This window comes from Vibrio sp. zbq_1 (assembly GCF_043102935.1).
Classification (GTDB): Bacteria; Pseudomonadota; Gammaproteobacteria; order Enterobacterales; family Vibrionaceae; genus Vibrio; species Vibrio parahaemolyticus.
In genome coordinates, this window is the sequence record NZ_JBICJH010000015.1 from 189,053 (window position 1) to 214,986 (window position 25,934).

The window sequence follows — 25,934 nt, forward strand, 5'->3', positions numbered from 1 at the left end:
CACCTTAGTTCAGTGCTGCTTTTAGCTTCTCGACACGGTTGAACACCAACCAGTCCAGCAGCAAAACGCTCACAATGGCTAAACCGCCCATCGGAAACGCGGCACAAATGGCAACCAATGTGGCTAACCCCAATTTCCACACTCCGTCATGTTGAAATTGTGGCGGCGCGCCAAGCGATGCGCTGCGACTTGGTCGACGGAACCACCACATCACCACTCCGGAAATAGCAATCAGAATAAATGCCAGACAGAACAGCACATTCAACGCCTTGTTGATGAAGCTTACGTCTCCTTGGTGAAGTGAGACACCCGCAGCCATTAACTTGGCAAACCAGCTGTAATCCTGCCAGGTCACATCCACCAGCAAACGACCTGAGTATTGGTCAAAATGGCTGGTTCGATCTTGTCTTGGGTCAGAGATATCCCCTCCCATTGAGTTGGCGGCAACGGTGTAAACACCGTCATCTGAACGAGGCAAGAATACTTTGTAGCTGATAAAGCCCATCATTTCTGCTTTAAGAATAATGTCGTCAATCGATAACGCGCGATGGCTCGCCGTGTAAGACGCCCCCCTTTCCATGTTCGCGTGATCATGGGCGGGTTTATCTTTCGATTCAGGTACGGCAGCAAGCTCTAAGTTCCAAGGCATTTCTTCTGACGAACCGTGGTTAAGATCCTTATGCGTCAATGTCGACTCTGGCTTTTCACCCCAAGTGTAATAGGTCGGAAACGTGTTCCAAGCTTGAACCATCTTTGCACCCCAAATTCCAGCCCAAGACAAACCAGAAATCAGGAAAAACAGTAAAACGAGGGACAACACACCACCTAGGTTAGCGTGCACATCGCGCAATAAAATACGAGAACCTTGGGCAATACGGATTTTCAAAAAGCCTGCTCGACTGGCGTTGTCGCGAGGAAGCCAGAGATACAAGCCCGACACCAAAAGTAAAATACCTAAGCTGGCTGATATTTCGATTAAACGATCGCCAAACTCACCAATTAGCAAGGTGCCATGAATATTATTCATCAGCTCATAAACGCTGTCTGAGCGATCAATGGTGCCTTGAACCTCGCCCGTATATGGATCGACTGCAGCAACGAGCGAACGTCCATCTTCCGCTTTAATTGAAAACCGGTTGGCAAGATGCGCTGCTTTGGCAGGCACAAATTGAGTAACGCTGAAATCGGGATAGGCTTGCTTAACCGACTCTAACTGGATGGACACTGGTGCCTTGTGCTCTTGCGGCACCACTTTTAGCGTAGTCTCATAACGAGCCAGTTCAATCTCATCATCAAATAGCATCACCAGTCCGGTGACGGACAGCATGAGCATAAATGGGATAACGAATAATCCTGCGTAGAAATGCCATCGCCACGTCATAAAGTAGATCGATTTTGCGCGCGACGTTTCCTTGAGTTGAGGCTTTGTTGAGTTTCTCAACATGTTTATTTCCTTTTCATTTTTGCACGCCTAAACGCAGACCAAATGCTTCCCCCACATGCTTTTCTATGCGGTGAAATTTGGACAGGTTTGGGAGTGCGACTGCTTGAATGAGCAGTGTATGTGTGACTTTACTTATTGTTTTTATGGATTATGAAAAAGAAGCCACAGGCGGCGCACGTGGAACTGGCGTTTCAAATCGTACACTTAGAGCCAAAAAAGTGTAACGTTCAGAAATTACCGAGCTCAGTCGTGAAAGTATCGGTGTAGTTGGAAGTGAATCTTGGTGGAAAGTGGAAAAGTGACTAAATGGACACGGCTTGCCCTTGTGCGTCACCGAGCTGTCGCCCTCTTCTATCTGAACCAGCTCGAAACCGTTTAGCGTACAAAGCGTCGCCCACACGCCCATGCTGTTACCATGAGCATTGATAACAGGCATCAGTGTCACGAGCACCCAACTTAAGGCGCTAGCGAATAACATGGAGCGATAAAAAGGAATTAATCTACGCATAACGGTGACTTAACAAATTTCACACAGAGTAGCCAATTCTGAGTTTCAGCTCAAAAAGAGGATCAATAAGTGATTACTACCTCACAATCATTATGTTGACAGAGACAAAAAAGCCCGCAAATTTGCGGGCTTTCTTTCAATCATTCATGCACGTAAGCGCTGCTTAACCAAACAGCTTGCTCCAAATGCTTGGATTACGCTTGTCGTGGTACTCTTCACGAAGGCTATCGATCTCACGCAGTTGCGCTTTTGCTTCTGTCAAATTACCTGCATCCAGATCCGCTTCGATTTTGTCTAGCGTTACCGACAGCTTGTTGAAACCTTCTAGGTAAGTATCAAACTTTTCTGGTGGGTAATTACCACGTTTTGACTGTTCTACAATGGCTTGCAAGCTATCAATCGCTGATTTCATGGTTTCCACGTCAGACGCTTCTGCTGCCTGTTTGAATTCCATCTTCATCTGCTTCATGTTTTGCTTCAAATCAACCGCTTCTGCCATCGCGTATGTTGAGCCAAACGCAATCGCACACCCTAGAACTAAAGGACGTAACATTTTCACTTCTCCATTTTAGTGCCGAATTCTGTGTCGGCTTCGTTTACCCAAACAACTCGCCACGCTAATGCGCATTGTAGGAATATTCGGGCATTTAAGAGGGGCAGTGTAAAGCAATCTTACCTAGGGTGCATACCTAAAATGTAATCAAGTTTATGCGTTGCGAATCTCGTCATACTCTGCGATTGGCAAGCGGCCACGCAGTTCAAGAAATGACAAAAACTGTTTAGCAGAGTGAGTAATCACTTTGTTGCTATCAATATCAAGGTTGTCCATCAGCTCACTGACAAGCTCCAGATTGCCCACATCATGACAAAAGTGTGCATCGCTTCCCGTGGTGAAATACACATCTAACGCTTCGCCGATTTGCGCAATTTCATGGCAACGCTCCACACTGCCAACACGACTGTTGCCTTTGAGCGTAGTGTTATTGATTTCTATCGCTACATTGTGCTCTTTAGCGCACTTCAGCACTTGTTCAAAATCGAAGTCGAAGTTCGGGTTCCCCAAATGCCCTAACGCATCAACGCGACCGCTTTTGATGACGTTTATCAGCGCTTCAGTGTGTGCTTCTTTATTGGCTGGTGGAAAAACGGGCTCGTGGAAACTGGCAATAACCCAGTCCAAATTGCGATCGACGCTTGGCGGAATATCAATTTCACCTTCAATGTTAAGTATGTTGGATTCCACTCCGCGAACGATGGCAACACCTTCAAGAAAACGAGGCAGAATTTTTTGGTTGGAGAAAAACCAGTAGTGAGGCGCACCCGGCATCGACTCCGCATGGTCCGTCGTGCAAAACATGGTTAACCCGTTCTCTTTTGCCGACTTTGCGTTTTCAATCAACGTACTATACGCATGACCACTCGCGTAAGTATGCGTGTGGGTATCAACCTTAAATTCCATCATCCAGTCTCTTGAGTGCTCAAATTTGCGGGTATTGTATACCCTCGTGCGGTCAAGATGTAGCGAACACCGAAAATGCGGCGGTGAACGCTCTCTTACTCAGCCTAGAAATGGAAAAAGTGAGTCTCGATATTTAGTGCTATTGCGAGTCCGTTTCCTCGCAAATACTTTTAATCAATGGCAACGCTTTTTCCCACCCATTGTTGAACATCGATACAAAGTCACTGTGAGTGTGAATGGTGATGTTGAGCAACAAGCGTTCGTCTTCTGTGTCGATCTGATAGATCTCACGAGATCCAATCCACTTGGCTGCAATATCGGCGTCCAACTGTTGCCTATTGTCGGGGTTAAAGATGGCAACATGATGAAACTCTAGCCGATGCAGTGGCTGCACAGAATCAATCACTGCGCGAGTGCCGCCCATATCCGGATCAAAAAAGGTGATGTCGCTGCCCTCTTCCCACTCCCCTTCGAATTGAGATTGAGGTGAAAATGCCTGCGCCCAACGCTTGTAAAGCTCAGCATCCGTCAGCACTCTCCATACGCGCTGCGGAGTCGCGGTTATTTCTACGTAATAGTTTAATGTAAGCATGTTTTCTCTCCCTGAACCTTCATTGACGCTAGTTTATTCTCAGGAAAAATCAAATTTGCTTGCGTTTTAAATGCTTATCTCAACTTACTTTTACGAGGCACTAAGATGTTCTCGTTTGTAACGCCTTGCTTTGATGATGCTTGACCAATACATCCCAGCACCCATTCAATACCGTCGCGAGCACAATTAAGCCCATGCCCGCGATTTGAGTGCGGCTCATTACATCAGCGAAAAAAAGTGATTGCCAAACGGCCGTAAACAACAAGTTGGTAAAAATCAGTGGTGCGAGTTGAGAGCCGCTACTGGCCAGTTGATAGGCTTTTGCACGAAACACTTGAGTATTGATGATCAACATCGACATGGCTAATAGCCACAGCACACTAGGCTCAACGGATAGTGAGAATGAATGAGCCCCCAACAGCCCAGAAGCATCGTTGATAAGCGCCAAAGGCAGAATAAATAACGCGGCAAAGCTAAACGCCCAGAAGTTGATCTCTAGCGGCGACATATTACTTTTGCTGACTTTATACAGCGTCAATTGTGAGCCGGAGTTAAACAGACCACCGGCCAAACCAAGCAGTAAGTCGTATCGCAAAGTAAATTCGCCTTCCGTTCCAGCCAACAACACCACACCACTAAACGCCATCACAATACCAAAAACAGTGGACGCACGAACTTTTCCATGCCAGACAAGCTTTTCAATCACAGGCATAAACAACGGGCCTGTAGCAAAAAGGACCACACTTTCGACCAGCGTTAACGTTTGAAGAGACGCAATAAAACACAATTGAGACAGACCAATACAAAGTGCGCGTAGCAAAGTGGGCTTCAACTCGGTCGATTTCGGCAGTTTGATGCCTTTCGGGATCAGAACTAAGAGCAAGATAAGCGCAGGTAGGAAAAATCGCAAAAAGCTGAACATGGTTACCGAAAGCGCCTCGGACAGCTGCTTTGCTAGCAGCCCTGTAACAGATAAGCTTAATGTAGACATCAACATAAATACGATGGGTTTGTGAACGTGATTCATTAGATACTCCTTAATTCTCGGAGCATTTTATGAACAGTGACTTTATAGAAATAGCGAGTAATATTAACCACTATTGTAAGTAAAACTTACACATTGAAAACAGGTTCGTTCCATGCGCAAATTAGTACCATTAAAATCCATCTACGCGTTTGTGGCGGTGGCGGAATCAGGCAGTATGACGGAAGCCGCCCAGCTTCTGAGCGTTAGCCACTCGGCGATCAGCCAAGCAATTAAATCTCTCGAAAGCCAAGTAAACAAACCGCTTTTTGACCGTATTGGACGCCATGTGTACCTCAATACCGAAGGCAAAAAATACTACCGCAAAGTCGCGCCAGCGTTAGAACAAATCGTCGATGCAACCGAAGCACTGATGCACGATCAAAACTCTCAACGCATTACGCTAAACATGGTGAATTCCTTGGCACTGCATTGGTGGATCCCACGTATGCCACGCCTTCAAGCCTATGCGCCCCAACTTGATGTGCGCCTATCTAACCTTTCTGGACGGTTCAATTTGGAACAAGAAGGCGTTGATGCTGCGTTGGTGCATGGCAACACTGAAGAGTGGCAAGACTACTATTGCGAAAAGCTCAGTGAAGACGAACTGGTATTAGTGTGCAGCCCTGATCTCATCGACCACAGCAATCCAGTTAACCTTTCTGACATCTTAAAGACGTATCCGCTCATTGAGGTCACGAATGAGCGCAGAAAACACGATTGGCAAGTCTGGTCAGACGCGATAGGAGTCGCTCGTCCAAAAAACAAAAAGCCGATCACTTTTAATATGTCGATTCAAGCGGTACAAGCAACCACGCGTCGTTTGGGTGTATTGGTGACTCACCGTTTGTTTGTGAAAGACGACATCAAGTACGGTCAGCTGATCGAACTTGGTGAGCCTGTGATCAATCCTAATCAGCAGCTTTATTTTGTGTGCCCACCGCATAAACTCAAGCAAGAAAGCTTTCACCTATTGCGCTCGTGGTTAAAGCAAGAATTTGCGTAACTGAGCCTGTTACTCAATACGTTAACTTGAGCTTGGTGAACTCTCGGCTAAAGTAAATAGAGTGCGAAAAAACTCAAGGATGAGGCTATGCGATTGTTTCATAGAGTAGTGATTGGGGCTTGTCTCGTTGTACCAGCAGTGGGTAATGCCAATGACGGGGCAGAGCTTGACGAGCAAGGCATTTCAACCGCGATTATTGGAGGCCAGCAAGCGTCTCAAAATCAGCTCCCGTTCTTTGCTCGGCTAATTTTACACAAAACGGGCGACCGACAATTCGCGAATATTTGTGGTGGTTCTATCGTTAATGATCGTTTCATATTAACGGCCGCCCACTGCGTAGAATCCTCGGTTTTTACTGACGGTTGGACAGCAAATGACCTCCGTGTTCTGGTAAAAAATCCAACCATGAACGATGTTTATGTCGAAGAGTTCAAAGACGTTCGCACTATTACGATTCATCCCAACTATGATCCTAATGACCTATGGATTAATGACTTGGCGGTATTGGAGTTAACCCGACCAATTACCGATAACGTTCAGTCCATCACTCTGCCTCAAGATTTTGGCGATTACAGCGGCGAATCGGTTTATCAAATCTTTGGATTGGGACAAACGTCCACGACCGACACCAGCGGCCCGAACTATTTGCGATGGGCGGAGGTTCAACCGCTTTCTGATGCCCAATGTGCTTCTCTCGTTGTGGGGTATAACGACCAAGAAAACATTTGTGCAAATGGCTTTCCAGACCGTAGCTATACCGGAATATGTAGTGGGGACTCTGGCGGCCCACTCACCTATCAAGACAGCAACGGTATGTATCAGCAAATCGGGATTGTGAGTTACGGCTCATCCATTTGTGAGTCGGCAGCCATTCCGAGCGTCTTCACAGAGATTCTGAATTACACCTCATGGATAGAGGCAAGAACCAGTTCTGGGGTTAAAACCGTTTATAACGCAAGCTTAGCAGCCATAGAGGATTACCATAGTGAAGGTGATTCGGGCTTTGATCCAGAGGACACTAATGTTTCAGGATTTAGCGACAACGGCAGCGGCGGTGCAATGGGTGCAGGGTTGTTGTTCTTTGGAGGATTATTGGGTTGGCTGCGACGCAGAAAGACGACGTAACGTTTCTCTTTACTAGATAAAAATAAACGCAAAACGCTTACAACGTTTTGCGTTTCACGCGAGAGTTGATGATGTCTTCAATCAGCTTTTGCTCTTTTTTGGCTTTCTCATAATTTTGCTTGGTACGCCATCTCTCTAATACCTTTTCCAACCCTTGAACGCGAGCGTGTTTGTGTTCTAACGTTTTTTGTACTGATGCACATTCAGCTTGCATCACCGCTTGTTCTTGCTCGTGGTGACGGAGCATTCTTTGCAGCATCTGATCAACGCGGTTGAAGTTCATCAACGCCGCGCTATTCAAAGACGGAGAGGACAACGCCGATTGACCAGCGTGTCCTTTGAGGGCTGAAAGTTGTTGCAATTGCGTTGAAAGATGATTGTGACGCTGACGCATAGCGTCGAGCTGTTGCCCGACCCTATCACGCTGCTTTTCTTCCATTTGTTGCAGTTTGCCGACCGCTTTAAGTTTGGCTTTCATCGCTGCATTCGCTCTCTACTGTGCGCCTTGGAACATTTGAGCCAGCTCAGTCAAACTGGTGGTGTAATCCACCGCCTCGTTCGCTGATTGCTGTAAGTACGAACGCAAATGCGGATACATCGACACAGACTGATCCAACTCAGGGTCCTGACCCGGTTGATAGCCACCAAGCGGCAGTAACTCTTTCACCTGAAGGTAATTGGAGTACATTTGGCGGAAGTTGTTTGCGATGGTGGAATGAGCAGGTTGCGTACAAGTGCTCATACAACGGCTGATAGAAGCATTGATATCAATCGCCGGATAATGCCCTTGTTCCGCCAGCTGGCGCGACAACACAACGTGTCCATCCAAAATGGCACGAGCAGAGTCCACGACTGGGTCTTGTTGATCGTCGCCTTCCGCCAGTACAGTGTAAATCGCCGTTAAGCTGCCATGAGGGTTTTCACTGTTACCCGCTCGCTCTAATAGCTGCGGTAACACACTGAATACCGAAGGCGGATAGCCGCGCGACGCTGGTGGTTCCCCCAAAGATAACGCGATTTCACGTTGAGCCATCGCGTAACGCGTTAGGGAATCCATCAACAAAAGTACATCTTTGCCTTGATCTCGGAAATACTCCGCGACGCGGTGACAAAGCAGTGTCGCTCTAAGTCGCATCAATGGTGATTCATCCGCAGGCGCTGCAATGATGATGGCTTTTTCTCTCGCTTCTGGCGTTAAGTTGCGTTCAATAAACTCACGAACTTCTCGACCACGCTCACCAATCAAACCCACCACAATGACGTCCGCTTCCGTGTTTTTGGTGATCATCCCCATCAACACACTTTTACCGACACCACTGCCCGCCATGAGACCAATACGCTGACCTTTACCGACCGTCAGCAAACCGTTGATCGCACGAACGCCTACATTAAGCGGGGTATCGACAGGACGACGCTTAAGGGGGTTGATCGGTTTAGGTTCAAGTGAAACACGATCGCCTCCTTTAAGCGGCATGCCGTCATCCAATGGCTCGCCTAAGCCGTTCACCACGCGTCCCATCCACTGAGAGCTGAGTTGCACGGTACTGTCGCCGTCTAATGGGATCACCTTCGCACCGGCAAACAAACCGCCTAAACGGCGGATTGGCATTAAGTACGCAACGGTATGATCAAAGCCGACCACTTGTGCTTCGATCATATCGCCTTCGGCGGTTTCCACTAAGCAACGTTGCTCAAGCTTAAAACGACATCCAACCGCTTGTAACATCAAGCCGTTCACTTTAATCAAGCGTCCGGTTACTCGCGCAACGGGAATAGAATCAAGCGATGCTAATGCATCGCTCAAACGCTCACTTAATAGTTCGTGGCTTAATGTACTACTCATTTTCAGACTCAACTTGTGGAATGCTGACTTCGTCTAACAAGTGCTGTTTTACGTTGTCCATGCACGCCTCTAAGCGAGAGTCACAACTGGCGTCTGCTTCCGCATCATCCGTCACTAACTGACAACCACCAATTGGCAGTTCGTTGTTGGCAACCAGCTTCCAAGACTTAGGCAGATCCGCGTTAATGTGCGTAATGCGTTCTAGATCTTGTGGGTTGAGATGAACCGTCACAGTCTCCGCTTTGCCCGGCATCGCAGACAGTGTTTCATCCACCAGCGCCAGAATTTGCTGTGGCATCAGAGTAAGCTCGGCACGAATCACCTGCTGAGCCACCTTCTGTACCAACTCACAAATCATGTGGCGTTGCTGCTGCTCTTTTTCACTTTGCCAGCGAGATAAGGCTTGGAACAAATCATTAACTGGCTTCGCCGCTTCTAAAAAGCCTTGCTTACCAGCTTGTTCACCAGAAACAAATCCTTTCTGGAAGCCTTCTTTCTGACCATCGAGCAAGCCTTGTTGCTTACCTTGCTCGATGCCTTGGCGTAAACCTTCTTCATGACCTTGTTGCAGCCCCTGTTGGAAACCTGCTTCAAGTTGCTGCTGAATGTCCACTTGCGACTCTTGCCAACCTTGGTTGTCCAAGCCGAACTCTTCATCAACCGCAACTGGCTGAGCCAGCGGCGGAAAACGGTGTAAACGGTAACCACTTGGAGGCAGTCGCATAATGTTCGATCTTTGTTCTGCCATGCTTTATTCCACCGTTGGCTCTTCGTATAGAAGCAACTGAACTTCGCCCGACTCATCAAGCTCGCGCACCATTTGCATGATGTCTTGGCGTGCTTTCTGAACTCGACTTAGTGCAACTGCACCACGCGCTTCCATATCGTCTTCTAGCGCTTTCACCATACGTTGTGGCATTGAGCGTTTGATCGCTTGCTGCAACGTGATATCCGAACCTTTCAGTGCCGTAGCCCAAAGCTCGAGTGGAATTTGCTGTACGAGCATGTCCATGGTTTCTTCGCGTTGACGGCCCAGTACCATGAAGTCAAACATGTTCTCTTCGATGGCGTTAACCACTTCTTCATCATGCAGTTTGAGCATTTCCATCAATGAACCACGGTCGCCTTCAAAGCGGTTGATGATGTCTGCCGCTTGCTTAACGCCAGAAAGCGGTACGCTTTGGCTTGCAGACACTTTTTCGATACAACGTTCAACCAGTTCATGCAGATCAGTCGCGACTTGGTGATCGATGTCTTGCAGCTGCGCAATACGGAAGATGATTTCATCATGGTAGTCTTGCGGCAAATGCTTCAGCACGGCAGATGAGCTATCCGCTGGCAGATAAGCCAAGAAAATGGCTTGCATCTGCGGGTGCTCGTTGACGATAAATCGCGCCAGCGTTTCAGCCTCTACCCATTGCAGACGCTGCATGTTGTTGCGAATTTCGTCACCGTACAGGTTGTTCAACAGACCTTTAGCAAGATCGTTACCGAGCGCCTTACGCAAGGTGTTCGACAAGTACTCTTTCGATGCACCACGAATGCCACTGTGCTCACGAAAATCTTCAAAAAAGTTTTGAATCACACCGCGTGCTGAATCGCTTTTTATGCCATTCAGTTTCGCCATTGCGCGAGTCACACGCTGTGTTTCATCGCGGGTGAAATGCTGCAACACTTTGGCCGCCGCATCCTCGCCCATGCCCAGTAGCACAAGCGCGGTTTGTTCTACATAACTAAGCGTTTGTTTTGACGTCAACTGAGCTGTGTTCATTGATGTTTACCCATTGTTTCAGTATTTCGGCTACGCGCTCTGGCTCTTCATTAGCAATAAGCTGTAGGTGTTTCAATTGAATCTCTAGTGGAGAACCTGCCGGAGGCAGCATGTCGCTGTTCACATCCAGACCCGTCGAGGCAGAAATGCCTTTTTCAGACAGACGACGGTTAAGCACTTCTTCATGCTCACGCTCTTCACGTGTTTGTAAGTTGTCGTAATCTGGCTCTTCTTGTGGCGGCTCAGCAAAGTTCAGTTCAGGCACTGGCTTGTCTGCGCCGGTTAGGTGCATGATCAATGGACGCAGCACAAAGAAGATCATCGCCAAGCCCAACATCCCACCGATCACGTAACGTAATGGCTGTTGAACCGTAGGGTCTTGCCACCAAGGCAGAGCTGTTGGCGCGTCGATATCAATCGGTGTGAAGTTGAAGCTCATCAAGCTCAAGCTGTCACCTCGCGCGGCTGAAATGCCAACGGCATCGGTGATCATGGTAGAGATTTGCGCTTTGTCTGCATCGCTCCAAGCCACGCCGTCTGGCGATGCTTTTGAGTTCAATAGAACCGATACGCTCAATTTCTCAATCTGACCTTGTTGGTACTGAGTACGGCGCACGCTGCTGCCAACCGCATATTGACGATTCACTTCAGAACGCGCATTGGTGTTTTGGCTGTCGTTTGTCGCCGCGTCACCAGTCACTGGAGGCTGGTTGCTGAGAGAACCTGGTACGCCAAGCGCGATTTGGTCAATCGAATTGTTTTGAATGGTGTGTTCGTTACGAACCACTGGCGCGTTATCAAGGATTTCTCGCGTTTCTTCCACTTGGCTGAAATCCATATCGGCTGCAACCTGAACGCGGAAATTACTAGGGCCAACAATCGGCGTTAGCATGTCTGCCGCACGTTGGATGATTTGCTTCTCAACGTTCTTTTGGTATTCCAGATACTTCGCGTTTACTTTGCCCGCTTCTGCCGACGCCACATCTGCACTCAACAGTCGGCCATATTGATCGATGACAGAAACAAACTCAGGCTTCATCGCCGTCACACTGCCGACGATCAAGTTGATGATCGCTTCAACCTGTTCTGGCTTAAGGTCTTCACCCGGTTTGAGTTCGAGCATGACAGATGCAGACGGGTTTTCACCGTTTTGGCGTACAAACAAAGTTTGACGAGGAATCGCAAGGTGAACACGCGCATTCGCTACCGAGTTTAGCGACATGATAGTGCGTACTAACTCACCTTCTAAACCATGACGGTAACGCGCAGTCTCCATAAACTGGCTGGTACCTAATGAGCTGTCTTCTTTCAGCGAATCCAATCCGGTTGGCAGTTTCGCTTTTACGCCTTTTGACGCCAATAACATACGAATGCGAGCCACCTCACCTTCAGGAACCAGCACTTGGCCGTTCTGCTCCTGCATGCGGTAGCTCACACCTTCACTCTCTAAGACCGAGACAATCTCGCCAATATCGAATCGCTCTTGTTGGCTGTAAAGCGGACGGAAGCTTTGAGAGGAACTCCAAAGCGCAACCACAATGATCGCCGCTACAATCGCCGCGAGAACAGCGGATAGAACAAGATTTCGTTGGCTACTTGACCAAAGCTGCTTAAGCTTATTTGTCACGTCGTCCATGTTGCCTGCTGGCGAGAACGCTTGTGTCGTGCTGGTCGTCATGGCCGTATTTCCGGCAACTTGGGGGGTTAGTTCTGACATGAATTACACCGGCATCTTCATAATATCTTCAAAAGAGGCAACCACTTTGTTGCGCACCTGCATAAGAGCGTTGAACGATAAGCTGGCTTTCTGGCTTGCGACCATTGCGCCAACTAAGTCGTCACTTTGCCCAGTTTCTACCGCCGTCATTTTTTGACTGGCCGCAGATTGATGTTGATTAACTGTATCCAACACGTTCGTCATCGCTTGAGAAAACGACAGTGGAGCATTCAGTGCTTGTTGATCTAAAGGGTTGGCACTCACGATAAATTCAGGCGGCTGCACTTGAGCCTGCATCGCCTGCATTTTTGACAACATGAGTTGCTCTGCCGAGACCGCATTAGTAGGTTGACTTGCCATCTATATTTTTCTCCTATTAGGCAGCCGAGCCTAGAGCCGACTGTAAATCAATACCGTGTTCTCGCATGGCTGCGAGCTTGTAACGTAGCGCTCGGGTTGATACTCCCAAGGCATTTGCGGTTTTGGTTCGGTTTCCACCAAACTGACGTAATTTGTCCAAAATAAATTGGTATTCAGCCTGCTTCTTCGCTTCCACATGACCAAAGCTGGACTTTGGCTCCATGGAAGGCACTGGGGCAATGAGTTCAATCGGTAACATCAGATCGTGCGCTGTAATGTAGTCACCATGGCGCATCACCAATGCACGTTGAATAACGTTCTCTAATTCACGAATATTGCCCGGCCAGTGATACTGACTCAGAGCGCTGATCGCATCCTGAGATAAGTGACAGCGGCTGCTATCTTGATATTTTTCAACAAAGAATTGGCTGATCGGTAAAATGTCTTCTTTTCTTTCGCGAAGTGGTGGCCAATGCAATGGCAACACATCCAATCGGTAGTAAAGATCTTCACGGAAGGTGCCTTTTTGCACTTCTTCTCGTAAATCTTTGTTGGTTGCTGCAATCACTCGAATATCAAGCTTGATGGCTTTGTGACTGCCCACACGTTCCACTTCTCGCTCTTGAAGTACGCGCAAAAGTTTGGCTTGGACTGCAGGAGACATTTCACCGATTTCATCTAACAAAATCGTGCCGCCGTTTGCTTCTTCAAACTTACCGCTTTGCGAATTCGTCGCGCCAGTAAACGCGCCTTTCACATGACCAAAAAGCACCGCTTCTAACATCGATTCAGGAATCGCGGCACAGTTCACTGCAACAAATGGGCCATTAATGCGAGGAGAGTGTTCGTGTACATATCGAGCCAGCACCTCTTTACCCGTACCAGACTCACCCGTGATCAACACACTCGCGTTCGTACACGCTGCACGGTGCGCCAATTGAAGTACCTGCTTACTGCGCCACGACTCAGCCACAATGTTTGCCATTGGTTTGCCAAGAGCTTCAACGCGCTTTAGCAAATTGATGAGCTGATTCGCTTCAAACGGACGCAACAAGTAATCGGTCGCGCCCGACTTCATAGTCTCTGCCGCCAAAATGCCTTGTTCTTGATCCACAATCGCAATCACAACGCCAGCATTACGCTGCTTCTGGTGACACGCAACAAACTCACGTACGCACATATCCGGTAGCGTAGAGCTCACTAACGTGATGCTTGCGCGCTCTTCTAATAGTGCGCTTCGCCCTGTACGTGTGTGCTTTGCGGTGTAACCGGCATTCTTCAGCACATCCAGTACAGGTTGAGCAAGGTGTTCGTTCGGCTCAACCAACAAAATATTCGTTTTCGTCATCATTGAACCTTAACCTTCTTTTGTTGAGTCTGTTGTTGTACGTACATGGTGTTTTTTTCTATGGTGCGTTCGTTGTCTCTGACTAGGCGTAACGTCACACGTCGATTCTTTGCCTGACCAGCTGCTGTATTGTTATTTGCGACCGGATATCGGTCACCATGAGATCTGACTTCGATAATATTTGGGTTTACACCGTGAGCAATCAGTGCATCGGCCACTTGTTGAGCACGTAAACGTGATACCGAAAGGTTGGTGAGCCTTGGTCCAACATTGTCGGTATGGCCATCGATTAGCACTTTCGTCACTCGGTCATCAACAGAAAGATAGCTATAGAGCGCAGCTAACGTCTGTTGCTGAGTCGCATTTAGTGTTTTCTGACCGAATTGAAAAGGCAGAACGATGTCTCTTGCTTGTGAAAACGAAAGTTTCGGTAGTCGCTCAAGACACGCATTAAATTCGCTCAGTGCCTTTTGAATTTGAATTGTTGGGATTCTTACTTCTGACAAAGCGGAAGCGTCTTTTCCTTCCAATACCAACGTAATCCAACTACCACCGGCAATCGCCTTCATTAATGAGGGTGCGCCTTTGCGGAATACAAATCGACGAGAAGGCCTGGTAACCGTAAGAGAAGATTCAACCTTTCTATAAAGCTCCTTACCCCACGGTGCATTTTGACTAATTAATTTCGCACCTTGCCATTTATTCCCTTCGTTGCGTATATCGGAAATAAATAAAATTTGATTATTTGGTTCCGCACGGAAATAAAACTTCCCCATTGGAACCTTTGAATGCATCAGGTTGCACTCAAATTTATTTCCTTTGAAAGACCAATTAGAAATATCCATTGGAACTGTCAATACCTCACCAGACATGGCTGGATTAAAATTGACCAAACCCAAAGAAAAAAAGACGTTACAAATTATTATCAAACTACGAAAGGAAAGGTATATCTTACATTTCCATGACTTAAGCAGTTTAATTAAATATGCCACTGAAGCTCTATAACTGGCATAGCTAATCATGTTAATTACCTATTCTGAAATATTTAAATTGATTGGCAAACGTTTAGCATGAGCTGGAACACCCATAAAACAAACGAGATAAGACCAATAAAACAACTAGTTATATTAATATTTTTATAATAATCACGTTAGTCACCAGATAGAGGATCCTGGTGAAATAACAACAAAGATTGCTCAAAAATTGTTATTTTTACTTATTAACCGATTTATAAATGAAACTAACCCTTTTTAATTTTTATTAAAAGCTTCGTATGTACTGACATAAGCAACATGTGAACTAAAGTCACATAATTCGAAGTTAAAACTAAAACATCATGAAAAACTCTGTGTAGACTACCGAATATTAAGTTAGAAGAACTTAGTTTGTTAACGCACGGTAAAATATAAATGGAAACTAGAGTTAGTGAGTCTATTTCCGATATCAAACCTCTTGATGTCGAATTATTAGGCAAGCCTATTCATATCATTCGAGATAAGCTTGAAAATTTAATTTCAGAATCTTGTTCAAGCCTAACGAATGAATTGCAAAATTGGCTCAGTACAAACAAAGTGGAAGCTAGCTTAACCTCCGTAGACCTGCATCGATTCTCTCCTGCAATGATGGACAAAGATCAGACATCCACCCATAAGCACCAAGAAGGTGGCATGGTATTTGTTCACGGTGATACTCAGACTCTCGTTAAATTAGCAGACCGTTTTTATGGCGCTAATACAGAGCGTTCAGTCGCAACACTGACTGCCAGTGATCTTCGCCTACAAGAAAGAATCAGCCGCATTATTATCGGTTGGCTAGCACCGCAAGACATGTGGGAAGCATGTGAGTATGAAGCTCCACGCGGCATAGGCTTATGTGTCCAATTAAATATCACCTTTGAAGGTTATCAAGGGTCGATGTACTTAAAACTGGACACGCATCTGATCCAAACCTTGATTGAACAGCTTGAGCTGCAATCAGACGTGGATTTGTATGAACCTTTTTGTCGTTCCCTAGAATCAACGCCAGTTCGTCTTAACGTGGTATTGAGTAAAAAAACGATGGCTCTAAGTGACGTGGTCAGCCTAAAACCTGATGACATCATGCCAATCGAATTACTAAATACCGTACCGGTAAGCATTGGCAATCAACCTCTCTTTACTGGCCGTATTGCTGAGCAAGACGGACAGCTTGTTTTGATTTTTAACCCGGATAAGGAAACGCAGCGATGAGCGAAGCGCCTGAAACTAAAGCGTTCGACACAGATGAACTGAACTTTGATGATTTTCAATTAGAAGACTTTGAAGCTGAAACAACGCGCCAACCTGAGCCTGTTGCTGCAGAGCGCGACCTGAGCTTTTTCAAAAGCATCCCTGTGACTGTCACGCTTGAAGTCGCAAGTAAAGAGATCCCACTTGGTGATTTGATGAAAGCGGGCGAAGGCACCGTCATTGAACTTGAAAAGCTGAACGGCGAACCATTGGACGTAAAGGTGAACGGTTCCCTACTTGGCCATGCGGAAGTAGTTGTCGTTAATGACAAATACGGTCTTCGCTTGATTGACGTACACGATTCGGCATTAAGCGGCGTTGGTCGATAATTTTTGGTAGGCAGTACAATGAACAATCTGAGCGCTTGGCATCGTTGGTTACCTTTGTTGGTATTGGTGTCACTTTTGTTTGCATTCCCAACAATGGCAGCAGACAACGGCTTAACAATTCTGTCCGTTACGGACGGCGACGCACAACAAGAGTACAGCGTTAAACTACAAATTCTTTTGTTGATGACGGCGCTCAGTTTCCTTCCTGCTTTCATTTTGATGGCGACGAGCTTTACACGCATTATTGTGGTGCTGGCTATCTTGCGCCAAGCGCTTGGTTTGCAGCAGAGCCCGCCAAACCGCGTGTTAGTGGGTATTGCATTAACGCTTACCCTGCTCATCATGCGCCCAGTTTGGACGGATATCTACGAGAACGCGTTCCAACCATACGACAATGGTGAAATTACGCTGGTTCAAGCATTTTCCGTGGCGGAAAAGCCCGTGCGCAACTTCATGTTGGCGCAAACCCATCAAAGCTCTCTTGAGCAAATGTTGCGAATTGCCAATGAGCCGCTCGATCAAAAAGTAGAAGACATCTCGTTTGCCGTTGTTCTTCCTGCGTTTGTGATCAGTGAGCTTAAAACTGCGTTCCAAATCGGCTTTATGCTGTTCATTCCGTTTTTGATCATCGACTTGGTGGTCGCTAGCGTCTTGATGGCCATGGGTATGATGATGCTGTCACCACTTATCGTCTCTTTGCCATTCAAGTTGGTGGTGTTCGTTCTGGTCGATGGCTGGGCGATGACGGTCGGCACTCTTTCAGCCAGTTTCGGTTAACAGGAGCCCATGATGACACCTGAATTAACCGTTACTCTATTTTCTGATGCAGTATGGCTCATCATCTTGATGGTGGCCGTACTGGTAGTGCCAGGCCTGATTGTGGGTTTGGGTATTGCCGTATTCCAAGCGGCAACGCAAATCAACGAACAGACATTGAGCTTTTTACCACGTCTGATCGTCACTCTGTTGATGGTGATTTTTGCAGGACACTGGATTCTTCGCAAAATCATGGAGCTGTTTGATTTCTTGTTCCACAACATTCCGGGGATGATTGGCTGATGGCCATCACATTTGCAGACCTCTCCGCGATTCTCGGTCAACTTTGGTGGCCGTTTTTTCGTGTGGGAGCGGTATTTTTATCCATGCCATTTTTTGGTGATGCGTTGATTCCGATTTGGGTTCGCAGTTTATTAGCACTCTCTATCGTGGTCATCACGGCGCCATTAATGCCAACAATGCCTACGGTTGAACTCTTCTCGTTAACCTCTTTGTTTCTGGCATTTGAGCAAGCGATTTGGGGTTTGATGTTCGGTCTGATTCTGCACATGCTGTTTAACGTGTTCACCATGCTCGGCCAAACCATTTCTTTGCAGATGGGGTTGGGTATGGCAATGATGAACGACCCTGTGAATGGTCTGTCGGTGGCGATTCTAGGCCGTATCTTTTTGATTTTTTCGACCTTACTCTTTTTGTCACTAGAAGGGCACTTACTGGTGATCGATATTGTTATCCAAAGTTTTGTGGTGTGGCCTGTTGGCTCAGGCATCACGGCCCTATCACTGCAAGGCGTGATCAATGTGTTTGGTTGGATGTTTGCCGCTTCTCTCGCACTTGCGCTGCCTGCCATCGTGTCAATGCTATTGGCGAACATCAGCTTTGGTGTGATGAACCGCGCCGCACCGTCTCTGAACGTTTATGCGCTAGGTTTTCCGATGACCATGCTACTTGGCCTGTTCAGTGTTTTGATTTCTGTTTCCGGTGTTCCGGGCCGCTACACCGCGCTGGTGCATGAGACGATCCGACACTTAAACAACTTTATGTTGGGGGGCGCATGAGCGATCAGTCGTCACAAGACAAAACCGAAAAGGCCTCCCCCCAGAAAGTTAAAAAAGCCCGCCAGGAAGGCCAAATTCCACGAGCGAAAGAATTCACCACTGCAGTCATTTTCATGGCTGTAGCGCTGTATTTTTACTCTCAAATCAATAGCATCTGGGAAAGCATGTTCGGCATTTTTCGCTATAACATGTCGTTGACGAAAGCCGACCTAGAAAACCCACAGCAAATGGTAGAACAAGTAGGTCAGAGCCTTGGCATGATCATCGAAATGCTGTTGCCACTTTTCACGGTTATCATCATCGTGACGTTCGGTAGCAGTATGGTCTTGGGCGGCTGGATGTTTCGTCCCGCAAACATGTTGCCAAAACTGAGTAAACTCAACCCGCTCAGCGGCATTAAGCGTATTTTCTCAACGCGTTCGTTGGTGGAACTGGTTAAGTCGACAATCAAAGTAACGGTGATTTTCGGCATCCTTTACGGCTACTTGGACAATCACCTTCAGCCATTGTTAGGCATTCAAAACCTACCGCTTAACCAAGGTTTTTCAATGGTGATGTCTATCTTGTTTGAAGGGCTGCTCTTGATGGGATTTGCTTTGTTGTTGTTTGGTGTGATTGATATCCCTTACCAACGCTGGGAACACCTCAAAGAACTTCGCATGACGAAGCAAGAATTAAAGGAAGAATTCAAAAACAACGAAGGCCGCCCAGAAGTCAAACAACGTATACGCCAAATTCAGCAGCAGTTTGCGCGCCGAAAAATCGACAAAATGGTACCGACTGCCGACGTAGTGATCACGAACCCGACACACTATGCGGTCGCTCTAAAATATGAACCGTCGCTCTCAGACGCGCCATTTGTGGTCGCCAAAGGCGTCGATGAAACAGCCATGCACATTCAACGTATCGCGCGAGAAAATCAGGTGGAAATCATTAACTCCCCACCTTTGACACGTTCGATTTATCACACCACCGCGATAGAGCAAGCAATTCCAAGCCAACTTTATATCGCAGTGGCACACATTCTTACTTACGTTTTGCAGTTGAAAGCCTTTCGTAAAGGAGACGGAAAAAAGCCGACACCTTTGCCTCATTTTTCAATTCCAAAACACTTGCAGCACTGATTAACCCGCGTTTATCCAAGGACACGAAAGTATGCTTACTCGGTTAAAACAACTTCAAACCTCAACCAAAGGCTACATTGGCATCCCCATTGTTTTGCTGATGATTCTGGCGATGGTTATTTTGCCATTACCACCATTGCTATTGGATGCGCTGTTTACTTTTAACATCGTATTGGCGATCTTGGTATTGCTGGTCAGTACCACAGCAAAGCGACCACTCGACTTTTCTGTTTTTCCAACCATTTTGTTGGTGGCAACCTTACTTCGCCTAACGCTGAACGTCGCCTCAACCCGAATCGTATTGCTAGAAGGCCATAACGGTGGCGATGCCGCTGGTAAAGTCATTCAAGCTTTCGGTGAAGTGGTGATCGGCGGCAACTACGTTGTCGGTATGGTGGTCTTCATCATCTTAATGATCATTAACTTTGTGGTTATCACCAAAGGTGGTGAACGTATTTCAGAAGTCTCCGCGCGCTTTACATTGGATGCCCTACCGGGTAAACAAATGGCGATCGATGCGGACTTAAACGCCGGTTTGATCGATCAAGAAACCGCTCGTCTGCGCCGCAAAGAAGTTGCGAACGAAGCCGACTTCCACGGCTCAATGGACGGTGCGTCGAAATTTGTTCGCGGTGATGCGGTCGCAGGTCTGTTGATTCTATTCATCAACATCATCGGTGGTATCAGCATCGGAGTTTTCGAACACGGCTTACCAGCGTCTGAAGCGTTCAAAACTTATGCACTGCTAACCATCGGTGATGGCTTGGTAGCGCAAATTCCATCGTTATTGCTGGCAACTGCAGCTGCAATCATTGTGACTCGCATCAATGACAGCGACAACGGCATGTCAGAAACCATGCAAAAACAGTTGCTCGCAACTCCAGCGACCTTGTTTACGGTTGCAGGGATCATGGCCGTCATTGGTATGGTTCCGGGTATGCCGCACCTTGCATTCTTTGCATTTGCTGGCGCATTAGGGTTTGCAGGTTGGAGACAAAGTAAGAAACCAGTTCAAGACACGCAAATCGAACAGGTGGAAGCACTTTCTCAAGCCATGCAAGAGGAAGACACACCACTCACATGGGACGACATCCCACACGTGCACACCCTGTCTCTTGCGCTTGGTTACCGTCTTGTTCACTTGGTAAATAAGGATCAAGGTGCGCCACTTTCGCAACGTATCCGTGGTGTACGTCGTAACCTCTCAGAACAGGTAGGTTTTCTTCTACCCGAAGTTCGCATTCGCGATAACCTAAGCCTAAAACCGAACCAATACACCATTTCTCTTAATGGCGAAGTGATTGAGCAGGGCTTTATCGAACCAGAGCGTTTAATGGCGATTGCCGTTGGCGACACCTACGGTGAAATCGATGGCATTCTAGGGAGCGATCCTGCTTACCAACTTCCTGCGGTTTGGATTGAACATCAAGACAAGGCGAAGGCACTCAACATGGGTTACCAAGTCGTGGACGACGGTACCGTGATCGCAACACACATCAGCAAAATCATGAAAACCAACCTTGCAGAATTGTTTACACACGATGATGTAGAAGCGATGACGCAGCGATTAACCCAACAAGCGCCGAAATTGGCAGAAGCCTTAGCCGCTGCACTTAACCCAGCTCAACAGCTCAAAGTGTACCGCCAGCTATTGCTTGATCAGGTGCCACTAAAAGACATCCGAACCATTGCGAATACCATGCTGGAGTCTTCAGAAAACACGAAAGACCCGATTTTGTTAGCTGCTGATGTTCGCTGCGCACTAAAACGCACGCTAGTTAACTTAATTGCAGGGCAAAAACCTGAGCTCAATGTATACGCTTTATCGGATGAATTGGAGCAAATGCTACTGACGTCGCTGCAACAAGCGCAAGCTTCAGGTACAGTGGTTCTCGATAGTTTCCCAATCGAACCGAATATTCTTGGTCAGTTCCAACAAAACTTACCTTTGATTCGACAACAACTTAAGCAGCAAGGCTTACCGCCAATACTACTTGTAATGCCGCAATTACGCCCACTACTGGCGCGTTATGCGCGTACTTTCACTCAAGGATTGGCTGTGCTGTCTTACAACGAAATTCCAGAAAACAAACAGATCAATGTGGTAGGAAACCTTGGTTAATCTTATTTCAACACACGCGATATACGAATATCTTTGTAGTCTCGCGGTACAACACATCGTCACGGACGACGATCAATTGGTATTTGAAGCACTCAAACATAATGACATCCAACACGCTTGCCAAGCCATTCGTGAAACTCAATCCGGTGAGGTGGTGTATCAACACCTCACTTTGAGATTCGGATTGCGCGGAGAGCAAAGCGTTTATCAGTTTGAGCTTTCCGAACAAATGCAATACTGCTTAGATTTGTTCAGCCTTTATCTCGCCTTACGACAAACTCAATTTCAATTAGAAGCTTTTCATCCAGATTTAATCAGCAACGTCGTCGTGCCAATTCGTGTCGATGCTCTGCTGTGGGATCCGGGCGTGTATTTTCTTGAGCAGATGGTTCAGTTTCACTCAGCCGCTTTCCAGCATGTAATCCCATCCTTACAAGCAGATGAAACATTGTGCCTTCACGAACGCATGGAAACGCTTGTCGAAAAACTGAAGGAAAATGCGTTTGCATTGTGGTTTGAAGTAGCCACATCCCAAACGCATTTTGAGCGTATTGCTGAATTTGATCCAGATATGATCAAACTCTCAGTAACGATAGAGAACAAACAAGATCAACACTCATTTTTACCCATTGCGCGATTTCTAAGAAAACACAAATACCAGTGGGTGGCTGGTCGCGTTGCAAGCCAAGTCGAACTCAACCGCTATCGACTGCTCGGTGCAAGTTATTACTTTGGTTACTTCAGTGACATCCCTACTTCCCTGTCTTTCCGTTCCTTTGATGAGGAATAGCTGAAACCCAACCCTCATGGCAAACTAAAAAGCGCGAATGATTCGCGCTTTTTTACTTTTCTCGTTTTAGATTTTCTCTTTGCCTTAATCTTATGCCGATCAAAACACATCGGAAACTAACGCTAAAACGGTAGCAAACCCCAACTTAGTGGAATGCAAGTCACTAAAAATCATCAATTTTGATCTTTTTTAGAAAATTTTTAATTTTCAAATTAATCATTAGTGGCAAGCGACCGCCTCTAGTTAGTGACTAGGGAATATCCCAAGGCCTGAAAGAAATAGTGATAAACTAAGGAGACTAAGATGGCTTTATCAATGCACACTAACTACGCATCACTTGTAACTCAAAACACTCTAAACAGCACAAGTGGTCTTTTAAATACTGCGATGGAGCGTCTAAGCACGGGTTTCCGCGTAAATTCAGCTTCTGATGACGCTGCAGGTCTACAAATTGCTAACCGTTTGGAAGCTCAAACTCGCGGCATGTCTGTAGCAATGCGTAACGCTCAAGACGGCATCTCTATGATGCAAACTGCTGAAGGTGCAATGGAAGAGATGACTAACATCACTTACCGTATGAACGACCTTGCAACACAATCTTTGAACGGTTCAAACAGTGATAAAGACCGCGCAGCAATGGACGCTGAGTTCAAGCAGCTTTCAGCTGAACTAAACAACATCATGGGCAACACATCTTTTGGTGGTCAAAAACTACTAGCTGCTGGTGGTGGTTTTGAAGCGGGCGCAGTTACTTTCCAAATCGGTGCTTCTTCAGCTGAAACTCTAGACGTAGACGCATCTGCAAGCATCAAAAAAGTAGCAGCTACACTTGCTGACGCAGCTATCACTGACGGTATCGGTGACGCAACTAAAGCTAAAGCAGCTCTTGATAAAATCAGCGATGCTGGTGGCCTTATCGAAGATATCGGTGCTACTCGTGCGCAGTTTGGTGCAAACATCAACCGTCTAGAGCACACAATGACTAACCTAGGCAACATGGTTGAGAACACTTCTGCAGCTAAAGGCCGTATCATGGATGCAGACTTCGCAGTAGAATCTTCAAACATGACTAAGAACCAAATGCTTATGCAAGCTGGTACTACAGTTCTTTCTAAAACTAACCAGCTACCTAGTATGGCAATGTCTCTACTTCGTTAATAACGAATTAGAACGTACGATATTGTTAATATGTACAAAAGCAAAAGCCTCCCTATGGGAGGCTTTTTTATCACCTACGTATATAAATAGAGCTTGTATTCCCGCATTGTTCTTCAGGAACCCTAAAGCCTATTTTTCGCATCATGTTGTGAAGTACTTTGTTAAATAGCTCCAATTCAACTGTCTCGCTTCCCTGTCCTTGTTGATAAGTTTTTAACTCAGGGAAAGTGGATATCGCTTCCTGCTGGATACTGGCCAATTCATCCGCATTAATATTTTGTTTGCTCAGTAACTTAGCACTAATAAATGTCTCGTAAGATCGAGCGCATTTCATCAGTCGTAAAACAAATTCATTCATTTCTGTCGTTCTTTTCTAAGTGATAGCCTGACGTTGGTAAGGTGCGCTAAAACACCAAAATATGCCGAGTTAAAAGATACCAAAAATCGATGTACTTCCTCTGTAGGAATAGTCCTATTTACATAGCAGGAAACACCTAAAGCAGCGCTTTATTAACGGCTTAATCAACACGTCACGTTCCTAAAATGAATTAAATATTTTCAGCTTTTTAGTCGCCTTGTCTTATAGGGAAACACTAGATGTTTTCGAGAGGAAGGCGGAACACATAAGGTGGAAAATCTACTTCCTCTCAAATTTAAATAGTATCGCAAGTCAATGTTTTATAAATACATTTAAGTTCGGCACGTATCTTGCGATAAGACATACTTTCAAGGCATAGAGTTACGCCAATTACCAATGAGAGAGGGAGTAAGCTCGTGAGTTCAATAGATCCAGCAACCTTTGCAGCCCAGTTCGCGCAGATCGAAATTCAACCTTTTAAACAACGCTACCAACTGCAAACCAATACGTATCAATCTCAGCTATCTGCTCTGGGTAAAGTTGAGAGTGCCATGCGTGAGTTCCGCACTGCGCTCAACGAAATGAACAGCAGCACAAACAGCATCATTAAAAACTCCACCTCCATCTCTCAAGAAGGCTACTTTACTGCAGATGCAGACGCTAAGGCTCTATCGGGTAGTTATCAGATATTCGTCGAGCAAGTAGCAACGTCACACCAAGTTTCTACTGGAATGCCAGCAGATCTAGACGCAACCACTGAAATCCCAAAAACAGGAAATCTTGAGTTCACCATCAACGGTAAAACAATGACGATTGATCTATCAACGGTCGATACCGACGGTGATGGTGTAACGACGGTGAGTGACCTAACGAAAGCGATCAATAACAACAGTGATAACCCAGGTGTAAACGCGACCTTGGTACGCTCAAATGGTCAGACTCACTTCATGCTTTCAAGCACTGAAACCGGCGTCGCTAACCAAATCAACGTGTCCGCAACGGGCACAGGCCAAGCATGGTTTGAAGATGCATTCACAAACCTTAGTCAAATCAGTGCCCCCCAAGATGCCGTGATCTGGTTGGGTGCAGAGAATACTGGTCTAAAACTCACTAACTCGAGCAATACGTTTGAAGGTGTTATCGATGGCGTAGACATTACCGTAACCAAGGCTCAGACCTCTGGAGAAACCGCGATTGGTTTAGGTATCGGCGCTGATGACGAAGCAACCAAAGAGCAGCTTAACAAGTTCGTAGACGCCTACAACACATTGATATCTACAATTGATGAACACACACAAATCGGCAGTGAAGATAAAAAACGCGGTGTTCTAGCTAGCGACCCAACCATGCGCTCAATTGAAAGCCAACTATCAAGCCTTGTTCGAGGCGAGCACGGCGGCATGCGCTTAAGCGAAATAGGCGTAACGTTGGATCGCCATGGCAAACTGAAAGTGGACCAAGAAAAATTTGCAGAGGCACAAAAAAACAACAGCGCAGGCTTAGAAGCAATGTTCAATGGCGACGGTGCTTTACTTGACTCAATGGACGCCATGGCCGAACCATTCCTCAAATTTTCTTCTGGTGCGTTCAAATCTCGTAAAGAAGCGCTGCAAGCAAACTTAGATCGCCTCTCAGACAAACAAACCACTTTAGAACGTAAGTACGACATGTCGTACAAGCGTTACCTAAAACAATTCACTCAAATGAATACATTAATGACCCAAATGAACCAAACCATGTCAATGTTTGGCTAA

At 46.5% G+C, this 25,934-nt stretch carries 27 protein-coding genes; 12 read left to right on the forward strand and 15 right to left on the reverse strand.

The window, feature by feature from the left end; genetic code table 11:
• Window positions 1–4: 4 nt before the first annotated feature.
• The 6 genes from ACF8CV_RS08785 to ACF8CV_RS08810 all read right to left on the reverse strand — a co-directional run bounded on the left by ACF8CV_RS08785 (window position 5) and on the right by ACF8CV_RS08810 (window position 5,030).
• The gene (locus ACF8CV_RS08785; protein ID WP_138938090.1) at window positions 5–1,444 is read right to left on the reverse strand and encodes a PepSY domain-containing protein; all 1,440 of its coding nucleotides are present in this window, start codon (window positions 1,442–1,444) and stop codon (window positions 5–7) included.
• A 148-nt stretch (window positions 1,445–1,592) separates the two neighbouring features.
• Entirely contained in the window at window positions 1,593–1,952 is a 360-nt protein-coding gene (locus ACF8CV_RS08790; RefSeq protein WP_020838202.1) for a hypothetical protein, read from the reverse strand.
• Between the two features lie 163 nt (window positions 1,953–2,115).
• Window positions 2,116–2,505, reverse strand: coding sequence for a cytochrome b562 (locus tag ACF8CV_RS08795; RefSeq protein ID WP_005462833.1), 390 nt, complete (start codon window positions 2,503–2,505; stop codon window positions 2,116–2,118).
• A 153-nt stretch (window positions 2,506–2,658) separates the two neighbouring features.
• Complete coding sequence (locus ACF8CV_RS08800; protein ID WP_171055955.1) at window positions 2,659–3,411, reverse strand: phosphatase; 753 nt, start codon at window positions 3,409–3,411, stop codon at window positions 2,659–2,661.
• A 139-nt stretch (window positions 3,412–3,550) separates the two neighbouring features.
• Window positions 3,551–4,003: an SRPBCC domain-containing protein gene (locus tag ACF8CV_RS08805; protein WP_005462830.1), complete on the reverse strand. Its 453-nt coding sequence runs from the start codon at window positions 4,001–4,003 to the stop codon at window positions 3,551–3,553.
• Window positions 4,004–4,103: 100 nt separating this feature from the next.
• The gene (locus ACF8CV_RS08810; protein WP_138938092.1) at window positions 4,104–5,030 is read right to left on the reverse strand and encodes a DMT family transporter; all 927 of its coding nucleotides are present in this window, start codon (window positions 5,028–5,030) and stop codon (window positions 4,104–4,106) included.
• 112 nt (window positions 5,031–5,142) lie between these two features.
• Between ACF8CV_RS08810 and ACF8CV_RS08815 the strand changes: the two genes are divergently transcribed.
• The gene (locus ACF8CV_RS08815; RefSeq protein ID WP_023584526.1) at window positions 5,143–6,033 is read left to right on the forward strand and encodes a LysR substrate-binding domain-containing protein; all 891 of its coding nucleotides are present in this window, start codon (window positions 5,143–5,145) and stop codon (window positions 6,031–6,033) included.
• A gap of 87 nt (window positions 6,034–6,120) precedes the next feature.
• Entirely contained in the window at window positions 6,121–7,158 is a 1,038-nt protein-coding gene (locus tag ACF8CV_RS08820; RefSeq protein WP_138938093.1) for a trypsin-like serine protease, read from the forward strand.
• A 37-nt stretch (window positions 7,159–7,195) separates the two neighbouring features.
• Here ACF8CV_RS08820 and fliJ read toward each other — a convergent pair whose 3' ends face one another.
• The 8 genes from fliJ to ACF8CV_RS08860 are packed head-to-tail and all read right to left on the reverse strand — an operon-like array spanning window position 7,196 to window position 15,219.
• On the reverse strand, window positions 7,196–7,636 hold the full coding sequence (gene fliJ / locus ACF8CV_RS08825) for a flagellar export protein FliJ (protein ID WP_005462826.1): 441 nt from the start codon (window positions 7,634–7,636) through the stop codon (window positions 7,196–7,198).
• Between the two features lie 15 nt (window positions 7,637–7,651).
• Window positions 7,652–9,001, reverse strand: coding sequence for a flagellar protein export ATPase FliI (gene fliI, locus ACF8CV_RS08830; RefSeq protein WP_005478244.1), 1,350 nt, complete (start codon window positions 8,999–9,001; stop codon window positions 7,652–7,654).
• Window positions 8,994–9,749, reverse strand: coding sequence for a flagellar assembly protein FliH (fliH, locus tag ACF8CV_RS08835; protein ID WP_005478070.1), 756 nt, complete (start codon window positions 9,747–9,749; stop codon window positions 8,994–8,996). The genes fliI and fliH overlap by 8 nt, the downstream gene beginning before the upstream one ends.
• A gap of 3 nt (window positions 9,750–9,752) precedes the next feature.
• A complete protein-coding gene (locus tag ACF8CV_RS08840) occupies window positions 9,753–10,772 on the reverse strand; it encodes a flagellar motor switch protein FliG (protein WP_005478340.1) in 1,020 nt (339 codons plus the stop codon).
• Entirely contained in the window at window positions 10,735–12,489 is a 1,755-nt protein-coding gene (fliF, locus tag ACF8CV_RS08845; protein ID WP_031776906.1) for a flagellar basal-body MS-ring/collar protein FliF, read from the reverse strand. The genes ACF8CV_RS08840 and fliF overlap by 38 nt, the downstream gene beginning before the upstream one ends.
• Before the next feature lie 3 nt (window positions 12,490–12,492).
• Window positions 12,493–12,849, reverse strand: coding sequence for a flagellar hook-basal body complex protein FliE (fliE, locus tag ACF8CV_RS08850; RefSeq protein WP_005462799.1), 357 nt, complete (start codon window positions 12,847–12,849; stop codon window positions 12,493–12,495).
• A gap of 16 nt (window positions 12,850–12,865) precedes the next feature.
• Window positions 12,866–14,197: a sigma-54-dependent Fis family transcriptional regulator gene (locus ACF8CV_RS08855; RefSeq protein WP_021450557.1), complete on the reverse strand. Its 1,332-nt coding sequence runs from the start codon at window positions 14,195–14,197 to the stop codon at window positions 12,866–12,868.
• Window positions 14,197–15,219, reverse strand: coding sequence for an OmpA family protein (locus ACF8CV_RS08860; protein ID WP_138938094.1), 1,023 nt, complete (start codon window positions 15,217–15,219; stop codon window positions 14,197–14,199). The genes ACF8CV_RS08855 and ACF8CV_RS08860 overlap by 1 nt, the downstream gene beginning before the upstream one ends.
• A gap of 387 nt (window positions 15,220–15,606) precedes the next feature.
• On the opposite strand from ACF8CV_RS08860, the gene ACF8CV_RS08865 reads away from it, so the two are divergent.
• From ACF8CV_RS08865 to lafA, 9 genes are all read left to right on the forward strand, one after another.
• A complete protein-coding gene (locus tag ACF8CV_RS08865; protein WP_005462796.1) occupies window positions 15,607–16,425 on the forward strand; it encodes a FliM/FliN family flagellar motor switch protein in 819 nt (272 codons plus the stop codon).
• A complete protein-coding gene (gene fliN / locus ACF8CV_RS08870) occupies window positions 16,422–16,793 on the forward strand; it encodes a flagellar motor switch protein FliN (RefSeq protein ID WP_005462794.1) in 372 nt (123 codons plus the stop codon). The genes ACF8CV_RS08865 and fliN overlap by 4 nt, the downstream gene beginning before the upstream one ends.
• Window positions 16,794–16,811: 18 nt before the next feature.
• Window positions 16,812–17,570: a flagellar type III secretion system pore protein FliP gene (gene fliP / locus ACF8CV_RS08875; RefSeq protein ID WP_005462793.1), complete on the forward strand. Its 759-nt coding sequence runs from the start codon at window positions 16,812–16,814 to the stop codon at window positions 17,568–17,570.
• Between the two features lie 12 nt (window positions 17,571–17,582).
• Window positions 17,583–17,852, forward strand: coding sequence for a flagellar biosynthesis protein FliQ (gene fliQ / locus ACF8CV_RS08880; protein WP_005462792.1), 270 nt, complete (start codon window positions 17,583–17,585; stop codon window positions 17,850–17,852).
• Entirely contained in the window at window positions 17,852–18,628 is a 777-nt protein-coding gene (gene fliR, locus ACF8CV_RS08885) for a flagellar biosynthetic protein FliR (RefSeq protein ID WP_005462790.1), read from the forward strand. Before fliQ ends, fliR begins: the two co-directional genes overlap by 1 nt.
• Window positions 18,625–19,752 (forward strand): flagellar biosynthesis protein FlhB, encoded by a 1,128-nt coding sequence (flhB, locus tag ACF8CV_RS08890; RefSeq protein ID WP_005462787.1) that lies wholly within the window; start codon window positions 18,625–18,627, stop codon window positions 19,750–19,752. Before fliR ends, flhB begins: the two co-directional genes overlap by 4 nt.
• 31 nt (window positions 19,753–19,783) lie before the next feature.
• Window positions 19,784–21,874 carry a flagellar biosynthesis protein FlhA gene (gene flhA / locus ACF8CV_RS08895; protein ID WP_005478396.1) on the forward strand — a complete coding sequence of 697 codons (2,091 nt, stop codon included), beginning with the start codon at window positions 19,784–19,786 and terminating at the stop codon, window positions 21,872–21,874.
• Window positions 21,867–22,664, forward strand: a complete 798-nt coding sequence (locus tag ACF8CV_RS08900) for an EAL domain-containing protein (protein WP_011106532.1) — start codon at window positions 21,867–21,869, stop codon at window positions 22,662–22,664. Before flhA ends, ACF8CV_RS08900 begins: the two co-directional genes overlap by 8 nt.
• A gap of 303 nt (window positions 22,665–22,967) precedes the next feature.
• A complete protein-coding gene (gene lafA / locus ACF8CV_RS08905; RefSeq protein WP_005462780.1) occupies window positions 22,968–23,822 on the forward strand; it encodes a lateral flagellin LafA in 855 nt (284 codons plus the stop codon).
• Window positions 23,823–23,892: 70 nt separating this feature from the next.
• Here the strand turns inward: lafA and ACF8CV_RS08910 are convergent, their stop codons facing one another.
• Window positions 23,893–24,180 (reverse strand): hypothetical protein, encoded by a 288-nt coding sequence (locus ACF8CV_RS08910; protein WP_005499873.1) that lies wholly within the window; start codon window positions 24,178–24,180, stop codon window positions 23,893–23,895.
• A gap of 416 nt (window positions 24,181–24,596) precedes the next feature.
• Between ACF8CV_RS08910 and fliD the strand changes: the two genes are divergently transcribed.
• A complete protein-coding gene (fliD, locus tag ACF8CV_RS08915) occupies window positions 24,597–25,934 on the forward strand; it encodes a flagellar filament capping protein FliD (RefSeq protein WP_138938096.1) in 1,338 nt (445 codons plus the stop codon).

Bases quoted from the DNA above. Each gene is read 5' to 3' on its own strand.
- ACF8CV_RS08785 (WP_138938090.1), bottom strand. From the start codon at position 1,444: ATGTTGAGAAACTCAACAAAGCCTCAACTCAAGGAAACGTCGCGCGCA.
- ACF8CV_RS08790 (WP_020838202.1), bottom strand. From the start codon at position 1,952: ATGCGTAGATTAATTCCTTTTTATCGCTCCATGTTATTCGCTAGCGCC.
- ACF8CV_RS08795 (WP_005462833.1), bottom strand. From the start codon at position 2,505: ATGTTACGTCCTTTAGTTCTAGGGTGTGCGATTGCGTTTGGCTCAACA.
- ACF8CV_RS08800 (WP_171055955.1), bottom strand. From the start codon at position 3,411: ATGGAATTTAAGGTTGATACCCACACGCATACTTACGCGAGTGGTCAT.
- ACF8CV_RS08805 (WP_005462830.1), bottom strand. From the start codon at position 4,003: ATGCTTACATTAAACTATTACGTAGAAATAACCGCGACTCCGCAGCGC.
- ACF8CV_RS08810 (WP_138938092.1), bottom strand. From the start codon at position 5,030: ATGAATCACGTTCACAAACCCATCGTATTTATGTTGATGTCTACATTA.
- ACF8CV_RS08815 (WP_023584526.1), top strand. From the start codon at position 5,143: ATGCGCAAATTAGTACCATTAAAATCCATCTACGCGTTTGTGGCGGTG.
- ACF8CV_RS08820 (WP_138938093.1), top strand. From the start codon at position 6,121: ATGCGATTGTTTCATAGAGTAGTGATTGGGGCTTGTCTCGTTGTACCA.
- fliJ (WP_005462826.1), bottom strand. From the start codon at position 7,636: ATGAAAGCCAAACTTAAAGCGGTCGGCAAACTGCAACAAATGGAAGAA.
- fliI (WP_005478244.1), bottom strand. From the start codon at position 9,001: ATGAGTAGTACATTAAGCCACGAACTATTAAGTGAGCGTTTGAGCGAT.
- fliH (WP_005478070.1), bottom strand. From the start codon at position 9,749: ATGGCAGAACAAAGATCGAACATTATGCGACTGCCTCCAAGTGGTTAC.
- ACF8CV_RS08840 (WP_005478340.1), bottom strand. From the start codon at position 10,772: ATGAACACAGCTCAGTTGACGTCAAAACAAACGCTTAGTTATGTAGAA.
- fliF (WP_031776906.1), bottom strand. From the start codon at position 12,489: ATGTCAGAACTAACCCCCCAAGTTGCCGGAAATACGGCCATGACGACC.
- fliE (WP_005462799.1), bottom strand. From the start codon at position 12,849: ATGGCAAGTCAACCTACTAATGCGGTCTCGGCAGAGCAACTCATGTTG.
- ACF8CV_RS08855 (WP_021450557.1), bottom strand. From the start codon at position 14,197: ATGACGAAAACGAATATTTTGTTGGTTGAGCCGAACGAACACCTTGCT.
- ACF8CV_RS08860 (WP_138938094.1), bottom strand. From the start codon at position 15,219: ATGATTAGCTATGCCAGTTATAGAGCTTCAGTGGCATATTTAATTAAA.
- ACF8CV_RS08865 (WP_005462796.1), top strand. From the start codon at position 15,607: ATGGAAACTAGAGTTAGTGAGTCTATTTCCGATATCAAACCTCTTGAT.
- fliN (WP_005462794.1), top strand. From the start codon at position 16,422: ATGAGCGAAGCGCCTGAAACTAAAGCGTTCGACACAGATGAACTGAAC.
- fliP (WP_005462793.1), top strand. From the start codon at position 16,812: ATGAACAATCTGAGCGCTTGGCATCGTTGGTTACCTTTGTTGGTATTG.
- fliQ (WP_005462792.1), top strand. From the start codon at position 17,583: ATGACACCTGAATTAACCGTTACTCTATTTTCTGATGCAGTATGGCTC.
- fliR (WP_005462790.1), top strand. From the start codon at position 17,852: ATGGCCATCACATTTGCAGACCTCTCCGCGATTCTCGGTCAACTTTGG.
- flhB (WP_005462787.1), top strand. From the start codon at position 18,625: ATGAGCGATCAGTCGTCACAAGACAAAACCGAAAAGGCCTCCCCCCAG.
- flhA (WP_005478396.1), top strand. From the start codon at position 19,784: ATGCTTACTCGGTTAAAACAACTTCAAACCTCAACCAAAGGCTACATT.
- lafA (WP_005462780.1), top strand. From the start codon at position 22,968: ATGGCTTTATCAATGCACACTAACTACGCATCACTTGTAACTCAAAAC.
- ACF8CV_RS08910 (WP_005499873.1), bottom strand. From the start codon at position 24,180: ATGAATGAATTTGTTTTACGACTGATGAAATGCGCTCGATCTTACGAG.